The organism is Nocardia sp. CDC153 (assembly GCF_035818515.1).
GTDB lineage: Bacteria > Actinomycetota > Actinomycetes > Mycobacteriales > Mycobacteriaceae > Nocardia.
In genome coordinates this window covers 983,626-998,912 of sequence record NZ_JAYKYU010000002.1, presented here as the reverse complement: position 1 = coordinate 998,912, position 15,287 = coordinate 983,626, and the positions used below count along the sequence as shown (strand labels likewise).

The window sequence follows — 15,287 nt, the reverse complement described above, 5'->3', positions numbered from 1 at the left end:
GTCGGTAGGGTGGTTCCCCATGAGCGGACTGCGCGAGCGGAAGAAGGCCCAGACCCGCAAGGCCTTGGCCGATGCGGCCCTGCGACTGTTCCTGGAACGCGGCTACGACGCGGTCAGCGTCAAGGAGGTGGCCGAGGCCGCCGAGGTCTCGGTGCCCACGCTGTTCGCGCACTTCCCGGACGGGAAGGAATCACTGGTCTTCGATATGGACGGCGATCGCGAGGCGGCCCTGGTGGCCGCCGTTCGCGACCGTGCCCCGGGCACGACCGTGCTGGAGGGTCTGCGCGAAGGCTTCGCGAAGAACCCGCGGCCGGGCGACACCGCGGAGATGCGCGACTTCATGCGCCTGATCGAGGAGACCCCGGCGCTGTCGAGCTACTTCCACAAGATGTGGTTGCGGCACGAGGGTGCGCTGGCTCGGGCCATCGCCGAGGATCTCGGCCGGGAACCCGACGATCTGGCCGTCGTGTCCTTGGCGCACCTCGTCTTCGGCGCCCTCGATGTCGCCCGCCGTCGCGATGATCCGGCGGGCGACCTCGATCGCATCTTCGAACTGCTCGAAAAGGGTTGGGGCTCAATCCTCAAGCCGTGAAGGCCGCCAGGTGATCGCGTACCCAGTCGGCGTAGGTTCGGGGTGCGCGACCAGTCACTCGCTCGACATCCCGAGTGACGGTGGTGTTCCCGCCATTGCGGACGAAGGCATTGCCGGCCGTCGCGCGCTCGGCGAATTTCTCGCTCCGGCCCGCCGCGATCAACGCCGCCTTGACCTGATCGAACGGAATGTCGGCCACCTCGAGCCGACGGCCCAGTGCCGCACCCAGAATCGCCACCTGGTCGGGCACCGACAGCGCCTCCGGCCCGGTGAGGGTGTAGACGCGGCCCGCGTGGTCGTCGGACAGCAGGATTTCGACGGCCACCGCGGCGATGTCCCGGGGATCGACCACGCCCTGCGCGCCGGTTCCGGTCATATTGGGCACCGGTTGCCCGGCCTTGATCGGCGCGACCCAACTCAGCGTGTTCGACGCGAAAGAGCTGGGCCGCAGGATCGTCCACACCGCCCCGCTTTCACTGATCGCCTTCTCGCCCGGCATATGCCAGGCCGCGAACGGCCCCAAGAGCGTATCCCCGGTACCGATCGCGGACAGCTTCACCAACCGCGGGACCCCCGCATCCCGCGCGGCCTCGATCAGCGCGGTATCGGTATCACTCGCCTCGATCGACACCTGCCCATTGAGAAACGCCGCCTCGGCACCCTCGAGGGCCGCGGCCAAGGAGGCCGGATCGAGATAGTCGCCCCGCACCACCTCCACGCCCTCGGGAACCGCCGCCGTCTCCGGATTCCGGGTCACCGCACGCACTTTCACACCGCGCGCGGCCAGCTGCCGAACCACTTCACTGCCAATGGTGCCCGTGGCACCGGTAACTACGATCATGCCCATAACCCTGCCGACCCCGGCCCCGTGGCTATAGGAAAAACCGGCACACCCCGCGCTACCGGTCCGCGACGATCGCGCGGACGCCGATCTCGCGGGCGGTGTCGACGAAGGCGCGGATGGCGGCGCTTTCCGCTGCCGATAGCCAGACCAGTGCCCATTCGGTCGGTGGCGCGTCGACGATCGGAACGTAGGTGATGTTGGGCGGGGTATAGGTCCAGGCGACGTGGGCGTTCATGGTGGAGACCACCGTGCCGGACATGATCAGGGGCAGAATCTCGAAGAACGAGGCCGCTTCCGGGCCGCGCGCGATCGGTCGGCCGCTGGGAGTCGTTGCGGGAAGCATGCTTTCGGCCCAATAGCCCGGCACGTTGCCCAGCTCCGGGAAGACGCAGTCGGCCAGATCCTCCATCGTCATCGTGGTGCGGCGAGCGAGATCGGAGGTGGTCGGGGTGGCCAGCACCCGGCCCTCGGTCATGACCACCGGGCCGACCGTCAGATCGGGTTCGCGAACCGGTAGCCAGATCAGGCCGAGATCGACGGCCTGCGCGCGCAGCGCGGTGAAGGGCTCGCTGTGCGGGAAGTCGACCAATTCGACCGTGCAGTCCGGGTATCGGTCATTGAAGGCCTCGATCACCGGGTTCAGATACAGGCCCAGAATGCTCATGACCGCGATGCGCAAGCTGCCCTGGACGCTGCGGCTGGCGGCGCGGGCCCGGGTCAGGCCGCTGTCGATCAGGCTCTGGGCCTGCTTGAGGTCCTCGTAGAGCTGGCGTCCGATGGGCGTCAACGCGACCGAGCGGGAGGTGCGTTCGAACAGCGTGGCCTGGACCCGCCGCTCCTGCTTCTTGATCGCCTGGCTGACTCGCGCGGGTGTGACCTGGAGTTTCTCGGCGGTCCGGCCGAAATGCAGTTCCTCGGCCAAGGTTATGAAGATCTCGATATCCCGCATCTCCATGACGATCTCCGCTCTCCGGCCCGCTCGCCGACAGTCGATGAGCGCAACCACTGTAACCCATAACAGAGCGGCCGCTCCGTTATGTCCAGCGTACCGCGGTCGTAAACCCCTGGGTTAACCGACCTTTCGATCTTCGTCATTGTTCCTACCTGCGCAAACTCCGAAGCTGAGTAAGGCCGCCGAGCCCGGCGGCCACATCTGGCGAAGGGAGTGAACGGTATGAGAATCCTCGGCGCGGCCATTACCCTGGCCGTCTCCGATCCCGCGGCTTCGAGCACGTTCTTCTGCACCCACCTGGGATTCCGTGCCACACCGATCGGCGAGGACTCGATCTGTCTCGAGCGCGACGACCTGGACGTGGAAATCGTGCTGCGGCAAGCGCAGTCGGACACCGTGCGGATGTCCTTCGACGTCCCCGACCTGATCGCCGAGCACGAGCGGCTGGAAGAGGCGGGCGCGCCCATCAGCGAGCCGCTGCGCCGGGCCGCCGGGGGGACGCTGCTGCTGCGCCTCACCGACCCGAATCAGGTCGAGATCGAGCTGACCCAATGGACCCCGCCCGCAGGCTACCCCTGACGACATCCATCTTGCGAGAAGAGAATTCGATGGAATCGATATCCACACCCCCGACAACCGAAGCGGGACCGGCCGTCACCCGCAATCCCCGGCGCTGGTGGATCCTGGTGGCGCTGTGCCTGGCCACGATCATCCTCGTCATCGACAATATGGCGCTGACGGTGGCGGTGCCCGCCCTCGCCGCGGATCTGCACGCCGACGCCCAGGCCACGCAGTGGATCCTGGACTCCTACATGCTGGTGTTCGCCGGTCTGCTGCTCACCTCGGGCAGCCTCTCGGATCGCTTCGGGCGCAAGCGAATCATGACCGTCGGGCTGGCCCTGTTCGGCGCGGCCTCGGTGCTGGCGACGGTCGCGGGCAGCGCGGGGGAGTTGATCACCGCCCGCGTGGTGATGGGCATCGGCGGCGCGCTGATCATGCCCGCGGGGCTCTCGATCGTCATCAACCTCTTCGACGAGGAGGAACGGCACAAGGCGCTGTCCGCGCTGGGCGGCGTGAGCATGCTCGGCCTGATCGGCAGCCCCGTGCTCGGCGGCGTGCTCATCGACCGATTCTGGTGGGGCGCGGTGTTTCTCATCAATATCCCGATCGTGGTGGCCGCGCTGGTCGCGGTGGTGACGCTGGTCCCCGAATCGCGGGGTCCGTGGCGGCGACCCGATCCGGTCGGCGCGCTCCTGTCGGCCGTCACCATGGTCGCCCTGGTGTGGACGATCACCGAATTGCCCGCGCACGGGATGGGTTCCACCGGCACCGTCGTCGCGTTGATCGTCACGATCGTCGGCCTGATCGGTTTCCTGTGGTGGGAATCGCGCGTCGAGCATCCGATGGTGCCGCTGGGGTTGTTCCGGGATCGCGATTTCGCCGGGGGCAGTGTCTCGCTCACCCTGGTGCAGGTCGGCAATGGCGGACTGCTGCTGGTGCTCACCCAGTATCTCCAGTTCGGCCTGGGCTATTCGCCGCTGAAGGCCGGAACCGCGTTCCTGCCCATGGCGATCGCGGCGCTGCTGGCCAGTGGCGCGGGTGCGGGCCTGGGCCCCAAGGTCGGCAATCGGATGCTCACGGTGGTGGGCCTGCTGTTCATGGCGGCCGGATCACTGCTGCTGGCAACCCTTTCCGCGGACAGCGGCTTCGGCATGATCTCGATCGCGCTGATCGTGTTCGGCCTGGGCGGCGGGCTGGCCATGCCCGCGGCCATCGCGACCATCACCGGCGCGGTGCCGCCCGAGCAGGCCGGGGTCGGCTCGGCGCTCAACGACACCATTCAGCAGGCGGGCGCGGCACTGGGTGTCGCCGTCCTCGGCAGCCTGGTCTCGGCCGTCTTCACCCACAAGATGCCGAATTCCGCTCCGGCGCAGGCCAAGCATTCCCTCGCCGACGCCCTGGCCCTGGCGGGCGCGAACGGTGACGGCGGACTGGCGCACACGGCGCGCACCGCCTTCGCGGGAGCCATGTCGGTCAGCTTCGGGGTGAGCGCGCTCGGCGTGCTGGCCGCGGCGGTGCTCGCCCTGGTCGTGGTGCGCGGTCACCGGCCCGAACCGCGGGCAGCGGCCGAGACCGACAGTACTGACACCGTTTCCGCCGCCGTATAAGCCGCGTGTCAGGTCCATATCAGACCCGTTCGCGACGCTGCTCCGGCGCAACAGCATCCACCGACTCCGTCCTTTCGAAAGGAACCTCCGCCAATGTTCGCTCTACTCGGGCGCATTGCCGTCAGACATCCATGGAAGGTGATAGCCCTCTGGGTCCTCGCCACCATCGCGATCGTAGGACTGGCACCGAAACTCACCGCCACCACCGACCAATCCTCCTTCCTGCCTTCGCATTACGAATCCATCCAGGCGATGGATCTGCAGCAGAAGGCCTTTCCCGACGATGTGACGCCCGCGGCGCTCATCGTGGTGGAGCGGACCGACGGGGCCCCGCTCACCGCCGCCGACTCCGACCGCGTCACCACCGTTGCCGCCGACCTGTCCGGTCGGAACATCAAGGGCGTCACCGGAGTTCAGGCGACCCCGGCCGCGGCGAACCGGTCCATCCAGGTCATCGCGGTGCAGATGACCAAGACCACCGACCCGAGCGACAAGACGCAGACCGACGCGGTCAAGGCGCTGCGCGACGCCCTGCATGGGCAGGTGTCCGGGGAGCTGAAGGCCGGTATCACCGGTACGGCCGCGCAGACCCTCGATCAGACCGAATCCGGCAACAAAGGCATGGCGATCATCGGCATTGCCACCGTGGTGCTGATCCTGGTGCTGATGCTCGTCATCTTCCGCAGTCCGGTGATCGCACTGCTGCCGATCATCACCATCGGCGCGGTCTCCAGCATGGTGGGCGGGCTGATCGCCATCGTCGCCCACGCCTTCGACCTGAAGGTGGACAGTTCGGTCAACTCGCTGCTGACCGTCGTATTGTTCGGTGTCGGAACGGATTACATCCTGTTCCTGATGTTCCGCTACCGCGAGCGCCTGCGCGCCGGTGAGGATGCCAAGACCGCCATGATCAGCGCGGTCACCCGGGTCGGGGAGGCCATCACCTCCGCCGCCGGTGCGGTGATCATCGCCTTCCTCGCGCTGACCCTGTCCACGCTCGGCATGTTCCGCGCGCTCGGTCCGGCGTTGGCCATCGCCGTGGCGGTCGCCGCGCTGGCGGGTCTGACCCTGGTCCCGGCCATCGTCTCGAAGCTCGGCACCAAGGTGTTCTGGCCGTCCAAGAGCTGGCAGCGCGAACCCAAGGGCGCGGTGTTCGCGGCCCTGGGCCGCGGGCTCGGCCGCCGACCCGGCATGTTCGCCGTCGCCGCGGGCGCGGTGCTGGTGGCGCTCGGCGTCGCCGCCTTCGGCTTCCATCCGACCTTCGACATGAGCTCCGGATCCACCTCCGACACCGCCGAATCCAGCGTCTACAGCAAGGAACTGCTCAAGGGCATGCCCGCGGGTGCGACCCAGCCGTCGCTGGTCTACCTGCACTCGGACAGCACTCTCACCGGCGACCAACTCGGTAGCTATCGGACCGCGCTGGCGGCCACCCCCGGTGTCGGGCAAGTGAGCGCACCGCGCCTGTCGACCGACGGGTCCATCGCCGAATACCAGGTCACCCTGACCGCCGATCCGACCTCCGACGCCGCACTCGCCACGGTCCGCGGCCCACTGCGGGACAGCGCGCACGCGGCGGCACCGGCCGGTGCCACCGCCTATGTCGGCGGAATGAGCTCGGTGCTGGTCGATTTCAAGGCCGCCATGAACCATGACTACAAGGTCGTGTTCCCGGTGGCGGCCGTCTTCATCGCTCTGGTGCTCGCCGTCCTGCTGCGCAGCGTGGTCGCACCCTGGTACCTGATGGGCGCGGTCGGCCTCGGCTTCGCCGCCACCCTGGGCGCGGCGGTGCTGGTCTTCCAACGGGCACAGGGCAACTCGGGTTTGATCTTCTCGCTCCCGATCATCATGTACATGTTCGTCATCGCCCTGGGCACCGACTACAACATCCTCATGGTGGCCCGCCTGCGCGAAGAGGCCAGCGAGGGCAACGACCCGCGCACCGCGGCCGCCGAGAGCCTGCGCCACACCGGTCCGACCATCGCCGCGGCGGGTGTCATCCTGGCGGGCACCTTCGCCTCGATGATGCTGGCGGGCAATGCGATGCTGGCCCAGATGGGCTTCGCCATCTCCTTCGGCATCGCGCTCGCGGCCTTCGTCATGGCGATGTTCCTGACCCCGGCCCTGACCGCGCTGCTCGGCCGCCGCGCCTGGTGGCCCGGGCGCACCGGCAGGCGTCCGGGTGCCGTCGATCACGACCGAACGGATCGGCGCATGGCCGAAGCCAGCTATATCGGCTGACGCCGCTACACGATCGAGGAAATGGCGCGGGAACCGGCTGTCCTACGAGGCAGCCGGTTTTCGCGCTAGGAAAAACCGGCACGGTCACGACCCACGGATCTGCCTAGAGTGGAGGGGGTGACCACCGTGCAAACCCCGGCCGCGATCGTGACCGCCGAGGATCTCGAGCAGCTGCTGACACCGCCGGAAGCGCTGCGGCCGTGGATCTCCGAGATCGCGCACCTTCCGACCGTTCGGCCGACGGCCGCGGCGTTCACGCATGTTCCGCAGGCCGCGACCACGATTGTCGTGCGGCGGGAGGTGGGAGGTGGTCGGGATGCGCTGGTGTTGGGGCCGCGGACCCGGGCCACCTACGCGGATCCGAACAAACCGGCCGGTTGTACGCGGATTCGCTTGGCACCCGGGGCGGCCCGGTCGCTCTTGGGTGTACCCGCCGTCGAGTTGACCGACCGCGTCGCACTGCTGTCCGACATGCCGGGCGTCGCAGGCGAGCTCGCCGCGGCTCTCGCCGAACTCGCGCCCGAGGACGTCGCGCCGTACCTGGCGGACGAGCTCCCGCGACGTCTCTCCGAGGACGCCACCCGGCGTGACCACCGCCGCCTGCTGGGCTCCGCCGTCGCCGTCCTGGACTCCGCCGCCTCGATCGGCGAGTTGGCCTCCGCTCTCGCCGTCAGTGAACGCCAGCTCCGCAACCTGTTCACGGCGGGAATCGGTGTGTCGCCCAAGCATTACGCGCGCATCGTTCGCCTGCGCCAGGTCCTGTCCGCCGCGGGCAACACCCCGTGGTCGCATCTGGCCAGCGCCTCGGGCTACTACGACCAGTCGCACATGACGGCGGATTTCCGGTCCCTCATGGGTGTCCCGCCGACGGCCTACTTCCGCGGTGAGGTCCCCGCTCCCAGCCCCTGCCAGACGGTCACCCGCGGCTTCACGAATTGAGCGCTGCCGCACGGGCGGCGGCGATCTCGCCCTCGTGCGCGACGGCCCAGTCGGCCAGCGCCGAGAGCGGGCGCAGCAGTGATTCACCCAGGGGTGTGAGCGCGTATTCGACGGTCGGGGGCAGCGTGGAAAACACCGTGCGCGTGATCAATCCGTCGGTTTCCAGGGACCGCAGGGTGCGGGTGAGCATGCGCTGGCTGATGCCCTCGATCGCCCGGTGCAGTTCGTTGAAGTGGTAGGGGCGGCTGCCGAGCAGGGTCAGCAGCAGGACGCTCCATTTGTCGCCCACGCGGCGCAGCATGTCGGTCAGAGGGCAGGCTTCGTGCTCGGCCGCGGGGACCGGCGTCTCGAGGACCGTGGCCAGCATGGAGGGCACACGCGTGTGCGTATCCGACATGAGAGTGCCTTCTTTCGCCGCTCCCGGGTGGTCTCCAGGATCGAAATGGTCATTTCGAGGGTAGTGGAGGATTCATGACGCGAACCGTTGTCATCAGCGGAGGCACGGATGGAATGGGGCGGGCGTTCGCGCTGGAGCGGCTCGCGCGCGGGGACACCGTCTTCGCGATCGGCAGCAATGCCGACAAGGGTGAGGCGCTCGAGTCCGCGGCCGGTGCCACGGCGGATCGGCTGCGGTTCCTGCGCGCGGATCTGAGCTCGATAGCGGAGAACGAGCGGGTGAGCGACGAGATCGGCGCGGCCACCGGGGCGATCGACGCGCTCGTCCTGTTCGCCAATCGCCTCACCCCGCATCGCGTCGAGACCGCCGACGGGCTCGAGCGCACCTTCGCCCTGTACTACCTGAGCCGGTACCTGCTGTCGCACCGGCTGACTCCGCTGCTCGCCCGCGGGACCGATCCGGTGATCGTGTGCGTCTCCGGGGTCGGCGTCACCAAGGGCGAAATCAACTGGGACGACCCGCAATTGGTGCACGGTTACGGCGCGATCCGGGCGCAGGTGCAGGCCGGGCGGGCCAATGACCTGCTCGGCGTCGATTACGCCGCGAGATTCGGCGAGACGGTGCGTTTCGTGCACTACCACCCGGGCTTTACCCGCAGCGGCGACCTGTCGGCGTTGAATCCGGTGGCGCGCACGCTCATCCGAGCACTGGCCCGCCTCCGCGCCCGTCCGGTCCGGGAGTCGATCGCCCCGATCCACGATTTCGTGGATCACCCGCCCGCGCGGCCGCTCACCGCCATCGATCGCGGTCGAGAGCTGCCCTTGACGCTGCCCACCCTCGATCCCAGCAATGCCCGGCGGCTGGCGGCGCTCACCGAGGAGCTCCTGGCGATCCGGTCGGCTATATGAGCGCGATGAGAGGCTGGGTTTCCGTTGCCGGATAGACGGATTCGATGAACGCCGTCAGTCGGATGCGGGAATCGCCGAGCCGTCCGGTGAAGACGCGCCGTCCCGCCGAGGCCTCGCGCTCGTCGGTGTCGTCGTCGAGATTCAGGGCGCGCGCCCAGGCGAGCAACTGGGTATTCGATTCGGCCGCAGACAGATCCGGGTGCACCGTGCCACAGAATTCGGCATCCGTGCCCTCCAACCGGGCCCGGCAGTCCCACATCCAGCTCACCGGTGGTAGCGAGGCCCCCGCGATCTCGCTCGCATAGGAGTTCACCATTTGCGACAGGGTGTCGATGGCGGCCATCGTCAGCGAATCGGTCACACGCGCCAGAGTCCCATCCCCGAGACCGCTTGGCTCGCAACCCGACTCGCTTCCGCGTGTCGATCGCCCAAAAAACGGTCATACCTCGCAAACGGATTCGCCGCCGCGTACAAGAACGCCGGTCGACTCTGCTCTCCCAGAGGGGGACGTATGGGGGAGCGGAATCGACCGGCGGTAATCGGGCCAGCGCCTCGAGATGGCCCGACGAGGGTGGGTGGAGCCGGGCAGGGGGACCAGCTCCACCGCGTGCCAACCGGTTCGGTTCGGGAACCGGCTCGCAGATCGGGGCTAGCTGGCGTAGGCGCGCAGGCGATCGGCGCGCTCACCCTTGCGCAGCTTGGACATGACCTCGCGCTCGATCTGACGCACGCGCTCGCGGGACAGACCGAACAGCTTGCCGATCTGGTCGAGGGTGCGCGGCTGACCGTCGTCCAGGCCGTAGCGCAGGCGGATGACCTGCTGCTCACGCTCGTCCAGGGTGGCCAGCACACTGCGCACATCGCGGTGCAGCAGTCCGGCGATCACGGCACTCTCGGCCGAGGTGGCCTCGGAGTCCTCGATGAAATCGCCCAGCGGGGCCTCTTCGTCATTGCCGACCGGCATGTCCAGGGATACCGGGTCGCGGCTGTGGTCGAGCAGGTCGGCGATCTTGTCGACCGGGATGCCCGACTCGCGGGCCAGTTCGGCGTCGGTGGCCTCGCGGCCCAGCTGCTGGTGCAGTTCGCGCTTGATGCGGGCGAGCTTGTTCACCTGTTCGACCAGGTGGACGGGCAGGCGAATGGTGCGGGACTGATCGGCCATGCCGCGGGTGATGGCCTGACGAATCCACCAGGTGGCGTAGGTCGAGAACTTGAAGCCCTTGGTGTAGTCGAACTTCTCCATCGCGCGGATCAGACCCAGGTTGCCCTCCTGAATCAGGTCCAGCAGCGGCATGCCGCGGCCGGTGTAGCGCTTGGCGAGGGAGACCACGAGGCGGAGGTTCGCTTCCAGCAGGTGCTGGCGGGCGGCCTGGCCTTCGCGGACGAGGATCGCGAGATCCTTCTTCTTCGCGGCCGACAGACGCTTGCTCGTCTCCAGCAGGTGCTGAGCATAGAGGCCCGCCTCGATGCGCTTGGCCAGCTCGACCTCGTCGGCGGCCGTGAGCAGTGCCGTTTTGCCGATCCCGTTCAGGTACACGCGTACCAGGTCGGCGGCGGGGCTCTGGGCGTCGAGGTCTTGTTCGCTGGTGCGCACGTCAGTGGTGGCGGGGCTTGTCATGACTTGCCTCCTGTCGGTGGTGTCTCGCTCCGTTCAACGGACCCGACATCAGGAAAGTTCCCCGCCGGACCACCGGTAAACCGCACCTGAGCTGCGGTTTTTACGATGCACGGCTGAGAAGTTCCTGAGAAGCGCGTATCCTTGCGAACTCGCGCCCCCCGGCGGAAGGCCCTCGGTGTCCGGGTGGTTGCCACCGCCGGGCCCGAACTTCCTGACGCGACAAGCGAATACGTGCGCGGCACGTGTGTATGGGCCTTGCCCGGGCGTCGAAATTCGAGCACGAGGGGCAACGATCCGCAGGTCGCCCGCATTCCCGGGCCGTGCCGCATCGTTAGGCGGGCGACATGCGATCGTGATTGAGCTCACCGCCGATCAGGGGCGGTTTCCTGGGGTTTCAGCGCGGGTGGATCAGGCCGTGGCGCACCAGCCCGGCCACGATGGTCATGGCGGCGGTCTCGAATTCCGGGGTGGCCGCCTCGCCGGTCTCGCCGAAGGCCAGCAGGTCGACGAGTTCGCGCAGCGGCAGGCCGTCGGGGCGCATGCCCGCCAGTAGCGCGGCGGTGGTGTCGTCGACCTCGTGCTGCCAGCGCGGGCCGTCGCCGCGGTGTAGCCGGGCCACCCGCTGATCCCAGCCCTCGTCGCCGGGGAGGTAGACGCGTTCGAGGGCGGTGGCCGGATCGACCTCGTAGCGGGAGTCGAGAATGCGGTCCGGGTCGGCGGCCGCGGCGCGCAGCCAGGCCGAGCGCTCGAAGTAGGCCAGCGCCTCCGCGCCCAGCGGATCGTCGAAGCCGTGGGTGAGGTCCTCGGCGAGCAGTTCGGTCGGGCCGTCGATGGCACGCAGGTAGACGAAGCCGAAACCGATGCCCACCACCTGCGATTCGGCGAAGGCGTCGAGCCAGCGTTCGGCGCGGGCCTGGGCCGCGCCCTCGCGCGGATCCAATCCGGCGTCGCGCAGCCAGGTTCCGACATAGAGGGCCGGATCGGCGATGTCGCGCTGCACGATCCAGGCGTCGATGCCGTGGTCGGGCAGCCAGCTCGCGACGCGGCTGCGCCAGTCCTCGCCCTCGATGTGCACCCAGGAGGCGAGCAGGGCCGCGGTGCCGCCCGGGTTCAACATGTCCGGGATACCTGAGATGACGAGTTCGCTCGCGCCGTCGAGGTGCAGGCCGGAGTCGCGATAGGTGTGTTCGACGCGGGCCGGGCCGACCACGAACGGGGGGTTGGCCACCACCTGATCGAAGCGGCGACCGGCGACCGGTTCGAACCAGGAGCCCTGCAGCAGTTCGATATCCAGGTCGTTGAGGGCGGCGGTCGCCTCGGCCAGCCACAGGGCGCGCTCGTTGAGGTCGGTGCCGGTGACGGTTGCGCCGTAGGCGGCGGCGTGCACGGCCTGGACGCCGCAGCCGGTGCCGAGGTCCAGGACGGTGCCGACCTTGTGGGTCGGGGTGGCGCGCAAGAGAGAAAGGGAGGCCTGGCCGACGCCGAGGACGTGATCGGTGTCGAGGCTGCGGCGGCGCATGGAGTCGTCGAGATCGGACAGCACCCAGCGGGTGCCCTCGCCCAGATCGAGGGGGCGCAGGTCCAGGGCGGCGCGGATCTCGGTGCCGTCGCGCTCGAGCAGGCCCGCCGCGACGGCCCGGTCGATGCTCAACGGGGAGAAGGCCGCGGCCGCATCGGTTTCGGTGACCGGATCGCCGAGCAGCAGCAGTCGCACCAGGGTGCCCAGTTCGCCCAGGTCCGCGGCGGCGCGGCGGACGGGGACGGGCTCGCCGCGGCCGAGGGCGGCGTGCGCGGCCTCGCCCAGCGCGTCCAGGAGGGTGTCCGCGTCGTAGCGGACGCGGGTCAACGCGGCGCGTAGGTCGGGCGCGAGGTCGGCGAGCAGGGACGATCGGGTCGTCTGATTCGTCGGCATGAGCAGGAACTCTGCCACCGCAACCCTCGGGCATTCGGTGGCGGGGCTGGGTCTGGGAGTCCGCTGTGCGGGGAACCGGTTGGTTGCTGGCGACTCGAACCCATGAATTTCAGCTCACTTATCGATGAATTTGCGATCTCACCTGCGGTTATTCGGCCCGCTCGCAACAGGGTTCGTTGCTAGTGTGACCCGGATCACCAGGAGGTATCGCAGTTGACAACTGAAACCCAGACCGGCCGACCGGACCCCGATTGGCCGCAGGTCTATGACAGTCCCGAGTTCCAGCGTCTGCGTTCGCGCTTCCGGCGCTTCGTCTTCCCCATGACCGCGCTGTTCCTGGCCTGGTACGCGCTGTACGTACTGCTGGCCGACTACGCGCACGACTTCATGTCGCACAAGATCGGCGGGAACATCACCGTCGGCCTGATCTTCGGCCTGGGGCAGTTCATTTCGACCTTCGCCATCACCGGGTTCTACGTCTGGTACGCCGACCGCAAGCTCGATCCGACGGCCGAGGCGATTCGACACGAACTGGAAGGAGAGGCGCTGTGAACGCCTACCTCGCGGCGGCCGTCGAGGGCAGCCGCCCCGGCCTCAACATCACCATCTTCGCGATCTTCGTCGTCATCACGCTGGGCATCGTGGTGTGGGCGAGCCGCGACAACCGCACGGCCGCGGACTATTACGCCGCCGGGCGCGCGTTCTCCGGGGCGCAGAACGGCATCGCCATCTCCGGGGACTACCTTTCCGCGGCCAGCTTCCTCGGCATCGCCGGGGCCATCGCGGTGTACGGCTACGACGGCTTTCTCTACTCCATCGGATTCCTGGTGGCCTGGCTGGTGGCGCTGTTGCTGGTCGCCGAATTGCTGCGCAACACCGGCAAATTCACCCTCGGCGACGTGCTGGCCTTCCGGATGCGGCAGCGGCCGGTGCGGGCCGCGGCGGCCACCTCGACGCTGGCGGTGAGTCTGTTCTATCTGCTCGCGCAGATGGCCGGGGCGGGCGTGCTGATCTCGCTGCTGCTGGGCGTATCCAGTTCGGCGGGACAGAATCTCGTGATCGCCATCGTCGGCGCGATCATGATCGTGTATGTGCTCGTCGGCGGCATGAAGGGCACCACCTGGGTGCAGATCGTCAAGGCGGTGCTGCTGGTCGGCGCGGCCGCGGCCATGACCGTGTGGGTGCTCGGGCGCTTCGACTTCAACTTCTCGAGCATGCTGCAGAGCGCGGTCGACCACGGCGGCAAGACCGGGGCCAAGCTGTTGCAGCCGGGCTTCAAGTACGGCAAGAACGGCACCACCAAGCTCGACTTCCTGTCTCTCGCACTGGCTCTCGTGCTCGGCACGGCCGGGCTGCCGCACGTGCTGATGCGGTTCTACACCGTGCCGACGGCCAAGGACGCGCGGCGTTCGGTGGTGTGGGCGATCGGGTTGATCGGTGTCTTCTATCTGTTCACGCTGGTGCTCGGCTATGGCGCGGGCGCGCTGGTCGGGCCGGAGAAGATCGCCAAGGCGCCGGGCAAGGAGAACGCGGCCGCGCCGCTGCTGGCGCTCGAACTGGGCGGGCCGGTGTTGATGGGATTCGTTGCGGCCGTGGCGTTCGCGACGATCTTGGCGGTGGTCGCGGGCCTGACGATCACGGCCTCGGCGTCCTTCGCGCACGACGTGTACGCCAATGTGATCAAGCGCGGCACCGGTGAGGGCCGGGTGAACGAGGTGCGGGTCGCGCGGATCACCGCGGTGGTCGTCGGCGCGCTGGCGATCGTGGGCGGCATTCTGGCAAAGAATCAGAATGTGGCGTTCCTGGTGGCGCTGGCGTTCGCGGTGGCGGCCTCAGCAAACCTACCGACCATCTTGTATTCGCTGTTCTGGCGGCGCTTCAACACCGCCGGCGCGCTGTGGAGCATCTACGGCGGACTGGCCGTCACGATCGTGTTGATCGTGTTCTCCCCGGCGGTCTCCGGGGCGCCCACCGCCATGATCAAATCGCAGGACTTCCACTGGTTCCCGCTGTCGAACCCGGGGCTGGTGTCCATCCCGGTTTCGTTCGCTCTGGGCTGGCTGGGAACCGTGCTCTCGCGTGAACGCAACGATGAGAAGTACGCCGAGATGCAGGTTAGGTCGTTGACCGGCGTCGGAGCGGAAAAAGCTGTGCATCATTGATGCTCGAATAAAGTGGCCGAAAGTTCGCTGAAAGCCGTTCCAGAATTTCAAGATCAACATTTTGAAGATCAAAAATACTGGCACGCAACGTGGTTGGGCTGTGTATGCTATTGATCATGCACGGCCCCACTACGAGGTGGGATGACGGCGAGGCGGTGTCGTATTGGACCTCAACAGGCTCCGGATGCGCAGGGCGACTGCTATTGCAATCGCTTTCGGCATACTGGCATTGATGGTCACAGGGGCGTTGGATCGATTGTTGCTGGGCGTATTCGTCGCCACCGGTCTGACACTCGGCTGGGTTAATGCCCGGCTCACTTGGATGTCGATTGTGCGCATCACCGATGCGGAAACTCCCAGCAAACAGAAGCTGGCGCTCTCCTCGGCCTCCCGTCTGCTGATTCTGACCGCATTGTCCATAGTGGTGGCATTCCTGACGCGGCCCTACGGTGTCGGAATCTTCTTCGGGCTGGCCCTGTTCCAATTGATCCTCGTTCTGCATACGGTTCTGCCCGAGGTGAAAGGGCTTCGACAGCAATCATGAGCATTCCTGT

15 protein-coding genes are annotated in these 15,287 nt (G+C 67.7%); 9 read left to right on the top strand and 6 right to left on the bottom strand.

All coding sequences use genetic code 11. The features are described 5' to 3' along the window. Positions 1-19 precede the first annotated feature (19 nt). Positions 20-592 (top strand): TetR/AcrR family transcriptional regulator, encoded by a 573-nt coding sequence (locus VMT65_RS13205; RefSeq protein ID WP_326308435.1) that lies wholly within the window; start codon positions 20-22, stop codon positions 590-592. Here the strand turns inward: VMT65_RS13205 and VMT65_RS13200 are convergent. Further along, positions 582-1,433, bottom strand: coding sequence for an NAD(P)H-binding protein (locus VMT65_RS13200; RefSeq protein ID WP_326308433.1), 852 nt, complete (start codon positions 1,431-1,433; stop codon positions 582-584). The genes VMT65_RS13205 and VMT65_RS13200 overlap by 11 nt on opposite strands. 58 nt (positions 1,434-1,491) lie before the next feature. After that, positions 1,492-2,391, bottom strand: a complete 900-nt coding sequence (locus tag VMT65_RS13195; RefSeq protein ID WP_326308431.1) for a LysR family transcriptional regulator — start codon at positions 2,389-2,391, stop codon at positions 1,492-1,494. A 219-nt stretch (positions 2,392-2,610) separates the two neighbouring features. Between VMT65_RS13195 and VMT65_RS13190 the strand changes: the two genes are divergently transcribed. The 4 genes from VMT65_RS13190 (at position 2,611) to VMT65_RS13175 (ending at position 7,736) form a co-directional block, all read left to right on the top strand. Beyond that, positions 2,611-2,967: a VOC family protein gene (locus VMT65_RS13190; RefSeq protein WP_326308430.1), complete on the top strand. Its 357-nt coding sequence runs from the start codon at positions 2,611-2,613 to the stop codon at positions 2,965-2,967. Positions 2,968-2,996: 29 nt separating this feature from the next. Further along, positions 2,997-4,556 carry an MFS transporter gene (locus VMT65_RS13185; RefSeq protein WP_326308429.1) on the top strand — a complete coding sequence of 520 codons (1,560 nt, stop codon included), beginning with the start codon at positions 2,997-2,999 and terminating at the stop codon, positions 4,554-4,556. A 93-nt stretch (positions 4,557-4,649) separates the two neighbouring features. Next, positions 4,650-6,797 carry an MMPL family transporter gene (locus VMT65_RS13180; RefSeq protein WP_326308428.1) on the top strand — a complete coding sequence of 716 codons (2,148 nt, stop codon included), beginning with the start codon at positions 4,650-4,652 and terminating at the stop codon, positions 6,795-6,797. A 117-nt stretch (positions 6,798-6,914) separates the two neighbouring features. Beyond that, positions 6,915-7,736, top strand: a complete 822-nt coding sequence (locus VMT65_RS13175) for a helix-turn-helix domain-containing protein (protein WP_326308427.1) — start codon at positions 6,915-6,917, stop codon at positions 7,734-7,736. Here the strand turns inward: VMT65_RS13175 and VMT65_RS13170 are convergent. Beyond that, positions 7,726-8,133 (bottom strand): winged helix-turn-helix transcriptional regulator, encoded by a 408-nt coding sequence (locus tag VMT65_RS13170; protein ID WP_326308426.1) that lies wholly within the window; start codon positions 8,131-8,133, stop codon positions 7,726-7,728. The genes VMT65_RS13175 and VMT65_RS13170 overlap by 11 nt on opposite strands. Positions 8,134-8,207: 74 nt before the next feature. Between VMT65_RS13170 and VMT65_RS13165 the strand changes: the two genes are divergently transcribed. After that, complete coding sequence (locus tag VMT65_RS13165; RefSeq protein ID WP_326308425.1) at positions 8,208-9,041, top strand: SDR family NAD(P)-dependent oxidoreductase; 834 nt, start codon at positions 8,208-8,210, stop codon at positions 9,039-9,041. On the opposite strand, the gene VMT65_RS13160 is transcribed toward VMT65_RS13165, so the two are convergent. The 3 genes from VMT65_RS13160 to VMT65_RS13150 form a co-directional block, all read right to left on the bottom strand. Next, positions 9,034-9,402: a hypothetical protein gene (locus tag VMT65_RS13160; protein WP_326308424.1), complete on the bottom strand. Its 369-nt coding sequence runs from the start codon at positions 9,400-9,402 to the stop codon at positions 9,034-9,036. The genes VMT65_RS13165 and VMT65_RS13160 overlap by 8 nt on opposite strands. 288 nt (positions 9,403-9,690) lie before the next feature. Beyond that, positions 9,691-10,659 (bottom strand): sigma-70 family RNA polymerase sigma factor, encoded by a 969-nt coding sequence (locus VMT65_RS13155; RefSeq protein ID WP_326308423.1) that lies wholly within the window; start codon positions 10,657-10,659, stop codon positions 9,691-9,693. 394 nt (positions 10,660-11,053) lie between these two features. Beyond that, a complete protein-coding gene (locus VMT65_RS13150; RefSeq protein ID WP_326308422.1) occupies positions 11,054-12,571 on the bottom strand; it encodes a DUF7782 domain-containing protein in 1,518 nt (505 codons plus the stop codon). Between the two features lie 213 nt (positions 12,572-12,784). Between VMT65_RS13150 and VMT65_RS13145 the strand changes: the two genes are divergently transcribed. The 3 genes from VMT65_RS13145 to VMT65_RS13135 all read left to right on the top strand — a co-directional run bounded on the left by VMT65_RS13145 (position 12,785) and on the right by VMT65_RS13135 (position 15,277). After that, on the top strand, positions 12,785-13,123 hold the full coding sequence (locus VMT65_RS13145; protein ID WP_326308421.1) for a DUF485 domain-containing protein: 339 nt from the start codon (positions 12,785-12,787) through the stop codon (positions 13,121-13,123). Beyond that, entirely contained in the window at positions 13,120-14,733 is a 1,614-nt protein-coding gene (locus VMT65_RS13140; RefSeq protein ID WP_326308420.1) for a solute symporter family protein, read from the top strand. Before VMT65_RS13145 ends, VMT65_RS13140 begins: the two co-directional genes overlap by 4 nt. A 232-nt stretch (positions 14,734-14,965) precedes the next feature. Next, positions 14,966-15,277, top strand: a complete 312-nt coding sequence (locus tag VMT65_RS13135) for a hypothetical protein (protein ID WP_326308418.1) — start codon at positions 14,966-14,968, stop codon at positions 15,275-15,277. Positions 15,278-15,287 lie beyond the last annotated feature (10 nt).

What these genes read in the sequence shown, in the direction of transcription:
- VMT65_RS13205 (WP_326308435.1), top strand. Translation starts at nt 20, where the DNA reads ATGAGCGGACTGCGCGAGCGGAAGAAGGCCCAGACCCGCAAGGCCTTG.
- VMT65_RS13200 (WP_326308433.1), bottom strand. Translation starts at nt 1,433, where the DNA reads ATGATCGTAGTTACCGGTGCCACGGGCACCATTGGCAGTGAAGTGGTT.
- VMT65_RS13195 (WP_326308431.1), bottom strand. Translation starts at nt 2,391, where the DNA reads ATGGAGATGCGGGATATCGAGATCTTCATAACCTTGGCCGAGGAACTG.
- VMT65_RS13190 (WP_326308430.1), top strand. Translation starts at nt 2,611, where the DNA reads ATGAGAATCCTCGGCGCGGCCATTACCCTGGCCGTCTCCGATCCCGCG.
- VMT65_RS13185 (WP_326308429.1), top strand. Translation starts at nt 2,997, where the DNA reads ATGGAATCGATATCCACACCCCCGACAACCGAAGCGGGACCGGCCGTC.
- VMT65_RS13180 (WP_326308428.1), top strand. Translation starts at nt 4,650, where the DNA reads ATGTTCGCTCTACTCGGGCGCATTGCCGTCAGACATCCATGGAAGGTG.
- VMT65_RS13170 (WP_326308426.1), bottom strand. Translation starts at nt 8,133, where the DNA reads ATGTCGGATACGCACACGCGTGTGCCCTCCATGCTGGCCACGGTCCTC.
- VMT65_RS13165 (WP_326308425.1), top strand. Translation starts at nt 8,208, where the DNA reads ATGACGCGAACCGTTGTCATCAGCGGAGGCACGGATGGAATGGGGCGG.
- VMT65_RS13155 (WP_326308423.1), bottom strand. Translation starts at nt 10,659, where the DNA reads ATGACAAGCCCCGCCACCACTGACGTGCGCACCAGCGAACAAGACCTC.
- VMT65_RS13150 (WP_326308422.1), bottom strand. Translation starts at nt 12,571, where the DNA reads ATGCCGACGAATCAGACGACCCGATCGTCCCTGCTCGCCGACCTCGCG.
- VMT65_RS13135 (WP_326308418.1), top strand. Translation starts at nt 14,966, where the DNA reads ATGGTCACAGGGGCGTTGGATCGATTGTTGCTGGGCGTATTCGTCGCC.